We start from the raw sequence: 9,395 nt of genomic DNA, 5'->3' as shown, positions 1-9,395 counted from the left end.
GGTCAGGCGGCGATCGCGTCCGAGTCCATGATCGTGTAGCTGTAGCCCTGCTCGGCGAGGAAGCGCTGACGGTTCTGGGCGTAGTCCTGGTCGATCGTGTCGCGGGCGACGAGGGTGTAGAAGCTCGCGGTGTGGCCCGACTGCTTCGGGCGCAGGAGACGCCCGAGTCGCTGAGCCTCTTCCTGACGCGAGCCGAAGGAGCCGGAGACCTGGATCGCGACCGACGCCTCAGGCAGGTCGATCGAGAAGTTCGCCACCTTCGACACGACGAGGAGGGAGATGTCACCCTCGCGGAACGCGCGGTACAGCTCTTCGCGCTCATCGACCGGGGTCGCGCCGGTGATCTGGGGGGCGTCGAGCGCGGCCGAGAGCGACTCGAGCTGGTCGAGGTACTGGCCGATGACGAGGATGCGCTCGCCCTCGTGCTTCGCGATGAGCTCGCGCACCGCCTGCACCTTGGCCGGAGCGGAGGCGGCGAGGCGGTAGCGTTCGTCGTCGGTCGCGGCGGCGTACTCGAGCCGGTCGCTCGGCGGCAGGTCGACGCGCACCTCGTAGCACGCGGCGGGCGAGATGAAGCCCTGCGCCTCGATCTGCTTCCACGGTGCGTCGAAGCGCTTCGGCCCGATCAGGCTGAACACATCGCCCTCGCGGCCGTCTTCGCGCACCAGCGTCGCGGTGAGTCCGATACGGCGGCGGGCCTGCAGGTCGGCGGTGAGTTTGAAGACCGGTGCCGGCAGCAGGTGCACCTCGTCGTACACGATCAGGCCCCAGTCGAGCGCGTCCAGCAGCGCCAGGTGGGCGTACTCGCCCTTCCGCTTCGCCGTGAGGATCTGGTACGTCGCGATCGTGACCGGCTTGACCTCCTTGGACTGGCCGGAGTACTCGCCGATCTCCTCGGGTGTCAGGCTCGTGCGCTTGAGCAGCTCGTCGCGCCACTGCCGAGCCGAGACGGTGTTCGTCACGAGGATCAGCGTGGTGGTCTTCGTGGCCGCCATCGCCCCGGCGCCCACGATCGTCTTCCCCGCGCCGCACGGGAGCACCACGACGCCCGAGCCGTCCTTCGAGAAGGCATCGACCGCATCCTGCTGGTACGGACGTATCTGCCAGCCGTCTTCGGCGAGCTCGATCTCGTGCGGGGTCCCCGGGGTGTACCCCGCGAGGTCTTCGGCGGGCCAGCCGATCTTCAGCAGCTCCTGCTTGATCTGTCCTCGTGCCCAGGCGTCGACGACGAACGTCTCCGGCGTCGGATGCCCGATCAGAAGCGGTTGGATCCGCTTGTTGTTCGCGACCTGCGCGAGCACGGCCGGGTCGGAGGAGCGCAGGAGCAGCGTCCCCTCGTCGTCTCGTTCGATCACGAGGCGGCCGTAGCGGTTCACGGTCTCGCGCAGATCGACGGCGACCGAAGGAGGAACAGGGAAGCGCGACCAGCGGTCGAGCGTCTCGAGCATGTCTTCCGCGGTATGCCCCGCGGCGCGGGCGTTCCAGAGTCCGAGCCGGGTGATCCGGTACGTGTGGATGTGCTCGGGGGCACGTTCCAGCTCGGCGAAGATCGCCAACTCGTGGCGGGCGCTCTCCGCGTCGGCATGGGCGACTTCGAGCAGCACGGTGCGATCGCTCTGGACGATCAGGGGGCCATCAGACATAGCTGATCAGTTTACCGGTCGTGCGAGGTACGGGGCCTATGGTGCGACGATCGTGGCCGCGAGGATGCTCGAGACCGGGAGAGTGCGCTCCACATCGGCCGCACGGTCGCGTCCGCGGAGACGACCGCCGCCCATCCCCGTGGCCTCGAGGAGGAGTTCGCGTGTCGAGCCGTCCGGCATGCCGACCGTGACCTGGAGCACGGACTTCGCGCGCACGGCAGCCTCGAGCTCGCGGTCGAGCCATGCGGCGTCGGCATCCGGCCCCTGGTGAGACCTCAGGCGCTCGATCAGGGGGTCAGATCCGAGGCGTCGTCGTGGGGTGGAGCCGCCGGCGGCGCGGGGTGCCTCTCCCGCACGAGCAGGGCTCCGTCGGCGCCGACCAGCGTCGCGGGGTACCGGGCGTCGGTGAGGGCCCAGTACACCGTCTCGCGGCTGACGCGTGTGGTGAGCGAGCCCACGTGCGCGGTGAGAGCGAGTGGGCGGAGGGACTGATCGACGGCCATCGCGTCGATCAGGTGCGAGTCGACGCTCTCGATCCGGGTTCGTCCCGTCTCCTCATCCGTCGACACGCGGACGAGACCGTGCCGCTGCGCCGTCTGTGAGAGCAGGTAGGCGAGAGGCTGCGGGATGCCGGTCAGCGACAGCCCACCGAGGAACTCCAGGATCGACGCTTCGGTCTCGCCGGCGACGAAGGCGTGCGCGACCGATTCGGCCGTGAAGCGATACGACGAGGCCTGGGCCGCCGACTCCCGTGCGGCGATCGTGCGCAGCCGCACGTCGAGCGCAGGCGCGAGGGGACCCGGCGCGATCGCAGTGAGATCGTTCTGCAGGAAGATCCGGTCGACCTCGGCAGGAAGAAGGCGCGCCAGGGCGCTCGTGTCCGTCGCGCCGCCCTCGCGCAGGCCGACCGCCCATTCGGGCTCGGTGCCGTCCTCAGCGATGAGTCCGAGCAAGCGGGCGGCATCGTGCAGCATGCGGGAGTGCTCCGACCACGCCGGATCCCAGGGGTGCGCACCGCTCCACGTCTCCGGCGGGATCCATCCGCCACTCGGCGATCGGACGCCGCGTGGCAGGGCGTCCCGATACGCGGTCGCCAGCACGCTCCATCGGGCGACGGCGGGGAACGCAGCCACTCCTCGGCGGACTGACTCGTCCGCAGCCGGCGGTCCGCCATCACGGCGAGTCCGGCTTCCACCGCGATCGACACGAGAGTGTCGACGATCTCCGTCGGAACCCCCGCCTCGGCGAGCTGCCGTTTCTCCCCGGCGTTCACCCCGCCTCCGGTCAGCAGCGCGAACGGGCTCTCCCGCGCGATGAGGAGCAGATCTGCGAGTACCGACACCGTGGTGAACGCACGCTCCGCCGCGTGGGCCGCCGCGGTCTCGGAGGAGCGCGACACCGTCGACGAAGTCGTGGTGAGGGCGTCCGCCGAGCGCCCCGCGACGGCGGTGACGACGGGCGGGTACGGGGTGCCGTCGGGGCGGAGCAGGGCGAGCGCCGTCAGCCGCTCGCGCTGAGCGCCTGCTCCGCCACCCTGCGCGGCGTCGAGCAGAGACGCGGCCTCTGCGCCGGTGAGCGTCGGCAGCGCCTTCGCCAGCGACGCGGGGTCGAGCAGCGACTCCGCGGCATCGAAGAAGTCCTGCCATGCGGCATCCGGTCTCACGCGACGCGCGTGGAACAGGCGACGGAGCTCGTCATCGCTCGCCTCGGCCAGCCAGTCGGCCAGCGGTCGTGCGTGCGTGCTCATGCGCGGTGCCTCACGAACGCGAAGACGCTCGTCCCTTTCGGATGAAGCTCATCGTGAGAAGCACGATGATCATCAGGAAGGCGAGGGGGAGGCCCCAGTAGGGGATGGCCGCGATGAACGGCCACGCTCCCTCGCCGAAAGCGGCCTGGTCCATGCCGACCGCCGTGCCGATGATGATGGCGAAGAAGCACACCACCGATGCCGCGGCGATTCCGAGCGCGGTGAACGCCAGGATACGATCCAGCCGGCGGACGGGAACCTCCGGTTCGGAATTCTGCGTGCTCATCCGTCTCAGCCTACTCGCACCGGGGGCTTCGGCTCGGCGGGCCGCGCGACCGGTAGGCTGGAGGAGCGCGCACGAGCGCGGCATTGTTCTGCACACGACGATCTCAGCGAGGTTCTCCCATGCCCACCGGCAAGGTCAGGTTCTACGACGAAGACAAGGGTTTCGGCTTCATCGCCAGCGATGACGGCCAGGACGTCTTCCTGCACGCCTCTGCGATGCCTGCGGGCACCGCGGTGAAGGCGGGTGCGCGCGTGGAGTTCGGCGTGGCCGATGGAAAGCGCGGTCTGCAGGCGCTGTCGGTGCGTGTGCTCGAGGCGCCGCCCAGCCTGTCCAAGGCGAAGCGCAAGCCTGCCGATGACATGGCCATCATCGTCGAGGATCTGGTGAAGCTCCTCGACGGCATCGGCGGAGACCTTCGCCGCGGGCGCTACCCCTCATCCGGACACGGCCGCAAGATCGCTGCCGTCCTGCGCAAGGTCGCCGATGACCTCGAAGCCTGACGCCGACGCCCGTCTCATCGGCGCCCACGACCTCGCGCTGGCAGCACTGCGGGAGATCACTCCTGCCTCCAGCATCGGCCCCGCCGCCGGATACCTCCCCGAGGAGGACGGTTCGGTCTCATTGCGGTTCGAGAATCGTCTCGCCGGTTACCCCGGATGGTATTGGACGGTGACGGTCGCGCGGGTGGATGACGAAGACCCCACCGTTCTCGAAGTCGAACTCCTGCCGGGCGATGGTGCGCTTCTCGCACCGGAGTGGGTCCCGTGGGCCGAGCGTCTGGCCGAGTACAGGGCGCATCAGGCCGAACTCGCCGAGGCGGCCGCGGCTGCCGACGACGACACGGCCGCCGACGACGACGCGGTCGATGAACTCGTTGTCGACGACGATGACGACCTCGACGACGACGACCTGGACGATGACGGCGAGCCCGACATCCTGCACGCGGGCGATCTCGACGGTGTCGACATCGACGAGCTCGACGACTCGGAGCCGGACGACGAGTCCGACGATGACGAGTCCGACGATGACGAGTCCGACGACGACGAGTCCGACGACGACGAGTCCGACGACGACGCCGACGAGGCCGATCCCGACGACGAGGAGTGACCCCGGGCGCTCAGGCGCCCAGGTTCTCCAGCACGTAGTCGATCGCCCGGGTCAGCTGACGCACGTCGTCGGGCTCGATCGAGACGAAAGTCGCGACGCGCAGCTGATTGCGGCCGAGCTTGCGGTACGGCTCGGTGTCGACGATCCCGTTCGCCCGGAGCGTCTTGGCGATCGCCGCCGCATCGACGCTGTCGTCGAAGTCGATCGTCGCGACGACAGGCGAGCGGTGCGCGGGATCCGCGACGAACGGAGTCGCGACCGACGACGCCGCAGCCCAGTCGTACAGCACGGAGGAGGACTCCGACGTCCGTGCCGCCGCCCAGGCGAGGCCGCCGTTGTCGAGGATCCAGCGGAGCTGGCTGTCCAGGAGGTGCAGCGTCGTGAGCGCGGGGGTGTTGAGCGTCTGGTTGAGCCGCGAGTTGTCGACAGCGTTCTTCAGGCTGAGGAACTCGGGGATGTAGCGGCCGGACGCGGCGATCCGTTCGATGCGGTCGAGTGCGGCGGGAGAGACGACGGCGAACCAGAGCCCGCCGTCCGAACCGAGGTTCTTCTGCGGGGCGAAGTAGTAGACGTCGGCCTGTGCGGCGTCGAAGTCGATCCCGCCCGCCGCGCTGGTCGCGTCGATGACGGTGAGCGCGCCGTCCGCGGCGATGCGCTGGACGGGGGCGGCGACACCCGTCGAGGTCTCGTTGTGGGGCCACGCGTACACGTCGATGTCGGCGCCGACCTCTGCGGAGGTCAGCGAACCCGGCTCCGCCTTGCGCACGTCGGGTGCCTCGAGCCACGGCGCGCCGGCCGCGGCGGCGAACTTCCCGCCGAACTCCCCGAACACGAGGTTCTGGCTGCGACGCTCGATGAGGCCGAATGCAGCAGCGTCCCAGAACGCGGTCGAACCGCCGTTGCCCACGATGACCTCATAGCCCTCGGGGATCCGGAACAGCGTCGCGAGCTGCTCCCGCACGCTTCCGACGAGGTTCTTCACCGGCGCCTGCCGGTGGGAGGTGCCGAGGATGGACGCCCCCGAGGCGAGCAGCGCGTCGAGCTGCGCGGGGCGCACCTTCGAGGGACCGCAGCCGAAGCGGCCGTCAGCGGGCAGGAGGTCTCGGGGAATCTCGATCGCCATGGGTTGATTCTAGGGTGCTCCCGGCATGTCGCCCGACGCGCGGCGGGGCCGATGTCCGCCCGGGAATGTAGGCTTGCCTAAGAACCTCGGAGGGCCTGCACATGACCGATCTGATCGACACCACGGAGATGTACCTCCGCACCATCCTCGAACTCGAGGAGGAGAACATCGTGCCGCTGCGCGCGCGCATCTCCGAGCGCCTCGGACACTCCGGCCCGACGGTCTCGCAGACCGTGGGGCGGATGGAGCGCGACGGTCTCGTCGTGGTCTCCGAGGATCGCACTCTCGAGCTCACCGATGCCGGTCGCCGCAAGGCCGTCGACGTGATGCGCAAGCACCGCCTCGCCGAGCGCCTGCTCTCCGACGTGATCGGCCTCGACTGGGCCTTCGTGCACGAAGAGGCCTGCCGGTGGGAGCACGTGATGAGCGAGCAGGTCGAGCGTCGCCTCGTGGAACTGCTCGGGCACCCGACGGAGTCGCCGTACGGCAATCCGATCCCCGGCCTCGACCAGCTCGGCGATCTGCCCGCGCGCACCTTCGACGAGGGGGTCATCGGTCTCGTGCAGCGGTTGAACGCGGCGGGCGAGCCGGTCGAGGGGACAGTGCGTCGGCTCGCCGAGCCGGCTCAGGTCGATCCCGAGCTGCTCGAACAGCTGCGCGATGCGGGCGTGGTGCCCGGCGCGCACGGCGATTTCCGCTTCAGCGAGGGGTACGTCCTGATCCAGATGGACGGGAAGGAAGACGGCCTCGAGCTCCCGGTCGAGCTCGCGTCGCACATCTTCCTGGTGGGCGAACCCGCCTGATCAGCTCCCTCGTTCCCGGAGCAGGGCGATGCGTCGTCCACGCTCCCGAGACGCCTCTCCGAGGATTGTCAGGTTCCTGGGGTGACATGATCGTTATCTTCCGGTAACCTCGGTCGAGTCGTCAGCGAAGAAGCCCGCGGGCGACACACCGCGAAGATCCGCCTTCCAGGCTCGTCGTCTTCACGGCAGGAATGCACAAAGTACCCGAGATACATTCGTGCCACGAGAGCAGAGTGCCGACGAGCCAGCGCAACCCGAACGCGCGAAGGCCCAGGAGGACCACGTTTTGGCCGCAGACATCGAACCGCCCGCGAAGAAGACATCTGAAGACCGAGTACCAGCCCGTCGAACGGGCGCGCGGGTGAACGCTCGCAAGGCTGTCAAGCCGCTCCGCTCGATCGCCATCTTCGGGGCCGTCGGTGCACTCGTCGCCGGAATCGCGCTCCCCGCGTTCGCTTCGCCCAAGCCGACCGAGGCCGCGACCACGACACTGCAGCAGCTCGCGGCGGTCGACGCGCAGTCGCTCGTCGTCGCTTCGCAGGCCACGGCGGCGCCGCTGAGCCGCGGAACATTCAGCGCCACGACGCCGGAGGAGATCGCGAAGAAGAAGGCGGAAGAAGCTGCGGCTGCTCGTGCGGCCGCTGCCTCCACGGCGTCGACGCAGCAGTTCAACTCCGCCGGCTACGCGCTCACCTCTCCCGGTTCCGGAGAGGTGCGCTATCCGCTTCCCATGGGCTCCTGGAACGTCAGCCGCACCATCGGCGGCGGCCACAACGGTGCCGACATGCTCGCTCCTGCCGGCACTCCGATCTATGCCGCTGCTGCCGGCGTCGTCCGCGCCTCCGCGGAGAGCATCGGCGGGTACGGCGTCTGCGTGATGCTCGACAGCGTCATCGGCGGACAGCGTGTCCAGACGACCTACGGACACATGCTCTACGGCTCCCGCCAGGTGCAGGTCGGCCAGACCGTCGCGGCAGGACAGCTCATCGGCTACGTCGGCAGCACCGGTCGTTCGACCGCGAACCACCTCCACTTCGAGGTCTGGATCAACGGCGGACTCGTCGAACCGATGTCCTGGCTGTCGGTCAACGCCGGCTGAGCACCGGACACGCCTTCCTCCATTCACCCGCCGTTTCGTCCCGCATGCAGCTGGATGGGTTAGCCTGATCCCGTTGTCGTACAGGTGGGAGAGGCTGATGGAGCGAATACCGACCATCCGAACCATGGATGCCCTCGGTCGTCACGTCCTTCTGCATAGCCCGCAGGGAAGCCACGGCGTTGCCGTGCGCGAAAGGCGCTGTCTCTAGACGGCGCCTTTTTTCGTCCCTCGCGATCGTTCTCCCTCGTGCACGGCCTCGTGTGAGTCGAGAGTGCCGGGAAGCCGTCCCGGCGGATCGAGAGGATGACGAATGCGCACACTGGTCCTGAATGCCGGATACGAGCCGCTCGCGATCGTGTCGTTCAAGAGAGCCCTGGTGCTCGTGATGAACGACAAGGCGACCGTGATCGAACGCGTGGAAGAAGACCCCGTCTGGGGGACCCACGGCGTGTACGATCGTCCGGCCGTCATCATCCTCGCCCGATATGTCCGGGTGCCGAGCAGCAGACGGGTCCCCGTGACGCGGCGGGGAGTTCTTCGGCGCGACAATCACCGCTGCGGTTACTGCGGCAAGGCGGCATCCACGATCGATCACGTCCTGCCGCGCTCACGGGGCGGGGCGGACTCGTGGGAGAACCTCGTCGCGTGCTGCCTCCGCTGCAACAACGTCAAGAGCAACCGCACTCCGCAGGAGATGCGCTGGCAGCTGCGGTTCACGCCGAGACCGCCGCACGGCACCGCGTGGACCGCCGGGGCACCGAGCGCAGCGACCCGCGGTGGGAGCCCTACCTGGCCCTCGCGGCGTAGTCCGTGTTGCCGAGGGCGCACGTCCCGGTCCCGTAGACTGGGGCGCGCGCCCTCGTAGCTCAGCAGGATAGAGCAGCCCTCTCCTAAAGGGCAGGTCGCAGGTTCGAATCCTGTCGAGGGCACTCCCGTGCGGTCAACTCCGCGTGGCGCCGGCCGCCGACGTCAATCCTCTCCGCGCCGCCACAGCTTCGACGGCCACCAGATCGCCTTTCCGATGTCGTACGTCAGGGCGGGCACCAGCAGCGAGCGGACGACGAACGTGTCGAGCAGCACTCCGAACGCGACGATGAACGCGAGCTGCACGAGGAACAGGATCGGGATCACCGACAGCGCGGCGAAGGTCGCCGCGAGGACCAGACCTGCCGACGTGATCACGCCGCCCGTGATCGACAGTCCGCGAAGGATTCCCTCGCGCGTTCCGTGCGCCTTCGACTCCTCCCGCACGCGCGTCATCAGGAAGATGTTGTAGTCGATGCCGAGCGCGACGAGGAACACGAACCCGAAGAGCGGGACGGCGGGATCGGCGCCGGGGAACGCGAAGATGCCGTTGAAGACGAGGGCCGCGACACCCATCGCGGTCCCGAACGAGAGCACCGTCGTCAGGATGAGCAGCACGGGCGCCAGGATCGAGCGCAGCAACAGCATCAGGATCAGCATGATGACCACGAGGATCACGGGGATGATGAGGTTGCGATCGTGGATCGAAGCGTCGTTCGTGTCCACCGAAGTCGCGGTCACCCCGCCGACGAGCGCGTCGATGCCGTCGAGTGCGGCCACGCA

The 9,395-nt window shown here is 68.7% G+C and carries 11 protein-coding genes, 1 tRNA gene and 1 pseudogene; 7 read left to right on the top strand and 6 right to left on the bottom strand.

The features are described 5' to 3' along the window. Window positions 1-2: 2 nt before the first annotated feature. The 3 genes from G4G29_RS14390 to G4G29_RS14380 all read right to left on the bottom strand — a co-directional run bounded on the left by G4G29_RS14390 (window position 3) and on the right by G4G29_RS14380 (window position 2,776). Window positions 3-1,643 (bottom strand): DNA repair helicase XPB, encoded by a 1,641-nt coding sequence (locus G4G29_RS14390; protein ID WP_183150573.1) that lies wholly within the window; start codon window positions 1,641-1,643, stop codon window positions 3-5. A gap of 36 nt (window positions 1,644-1,679) precedes the next feature. Next, window positions 1,680-1,859, bottom strand: coding sequence for a hypothetical protein (locus G4G29_RS14385; protein ID WP_183150572.1), 180 nt, complete (start codon window positions 1,857-1,859; stop codon window positions 1,680-1,682). A gap of 71 nt (window positions 1,860-1,930) precedes the next feature. Beyond that, window positions 1,931-2,776 (bottom strand): helicase-associated domain-containing protein, encoded by an 846-nt coding sequence (locus G4G29_RS14380; RefSeq protein WP_183150571.1) that lies wholly within the window; start codon window positions 2,774-2,776, stop codon window positions 1,931-1,933. Window positions 2,777-2,986: 210 nt separating this feature from the next. On the opposite strand from G4G29_RS14380, the gene G4G29_RS14375 reads away from it, so the two are divergent. Then, window positions 2,987-3,160 carry a hypothetical protein gene (locus tag G4G29_RS14375; RefSeq protein ID WP_183150570.1) on the top strand — a complete coding sequence of 58 codons (174 nt, stop codon included), beginning with the start codon at window positions 2,987-2,989 and terminating at the stop codon, window positions 3,158-3,160. A 240-nt stretch (window positions 3,161-3,400) separates the two neighbouring features. Here the strand turns inward: G4G29_RS14375 and G4G29_RS14370 are convergent, their stop codons facing one another. Continuing rightward, on the bottom strand, window positions 3,401-3,676 hold the full coding sequence (locus G4G29_RS14370; RefSeq protein WP_183150569.1) for a multidrug ABC transporter ATPase: 276 nt from the start codon (window positions 3,674-3,676) through the stop codon (window positions 3,401-3,403). A 119-nt stretch (window positions 3,677-3,795) separates the two neighbouring features. Between G4G29_RS14370 and G4G29_RS14365 the strand changes: the two genes are divergently transcribed. Then, the gene (locus tag G4G29_RS14365; RefSeq protein WP_050722660.1) at window positions 3,796-4,176 is read left to right on the top strand and encodes a cold shock domain-containing protein; all 381 of its coding nucleotides are present in this window, start codon (window positions 3,796-3,798) and stop codon (window positions 4,174-4,176) included. After that, window positions 4,160-4,783: a DUF3027 domain-containing protein gene (locus tag G4G29_RS14360; RefSeq protein WP_183150568.1), complete on the top strand. Its 624-nt coding sequence runs from the start codon at window positions 4,160-4,162 to the stop codon at window positions 4,781-4,783. The genes G4G29_RS14365 and G4G29_RS14360 overlap by 17 nt, the downstream gene beginning before the upstream one ends. Before the next feature lie 10 nt (window positions 4,784-4,793). On the opposite strand, the gene serC is transcribed toward G4G29_RS14360, so the two are convergent. Further along, a complete protein-coding gene (gene serC / locus G4G29_RS14355) occupies window positions 4,794-5,906 on the bottom strand; it encodes a phosphoserine transaminase (protein ID WP_183150567.1) in 1,113 nt (370 codons plus the stop codon). A 101-nt stretch (window positions 5,907-6,007) separates the two neighbouring features. Between serC and G4G29_RS14350 the strand changes: the two genes are divergently transcribed. The 4 genes and pseudogenes from G4G29_RS14350 (at window position 6,008) to G4G29_RS14335 (ending at window position 8,737) form a co-directional block, all read left to right on the top strand. Beyond that, window positions 6,008-6,709 (top strand): metal-dependent transcriptional regulator, encoded by a 702-nt coding sequence (locus tag G4G29_RS14350; RefSeq protein ID WP_183150566.1) that lies wholly within the window; start codon window positions 6,008-6,010, stop codon window positions 6,707-6,709. 361 nt (window positions 6,710-7,070) lie between these two features. After that, window positions 7,071-7,808 (top strand): M23 family metallopeptidase, encoded by a 738-nt coding sequence (locus G4G29_RS14345; protein WP_183150565.1) that lies wholly within the window; start codon window positions 7,071-7,073, stop codon window positions 7,806-7,808. Window positions 7,809-8,118: 310 nt separating this feature from the next. Further along, a pseudogene (locus tag G4G29_RS14340) lies at window positions 8,119-8,615 on the top strand (HNH endonuclease). Between the two features lie 48 nt (window positions 8,616-8,663). Next, window positions 8,664-8,737, top strand: a tRNA-Arg gene (locus G4G29_RS14335). A gap of 40 nt (window positions 8,738-8,777) precedes the next feature. On the opposite strand, the gene G4G29_RS22425 is transcribed toward G4G29_RS14335, so the two are convergent. After that, a complete protein-coding gene (locus G4G29_RS22425; RefSeq protein ID WP_244632056.1) occupies window positions 8,778-9,392 on the bottom strand; it encodes an MMPL family transporter in 615 nt (204 codons plus the stop codon). Between the last annotated feature and the right edge of the window lie 3 nt (window positions 9,393-9,395).

The organism is Microbacterium sp. Se63.02b, from assembly GCF_014171575.1.
Classification (GTDB): domain Bacteria; phylum Actinomycetota; class Actinomycetes; order Actinomycetales; family Microbacteriaceae; genus Microbacterium.
Note: the sequence above shows the minus strand (reverse complement) of the source record. Positions and strands in the feature narration are given on the sequence as shown.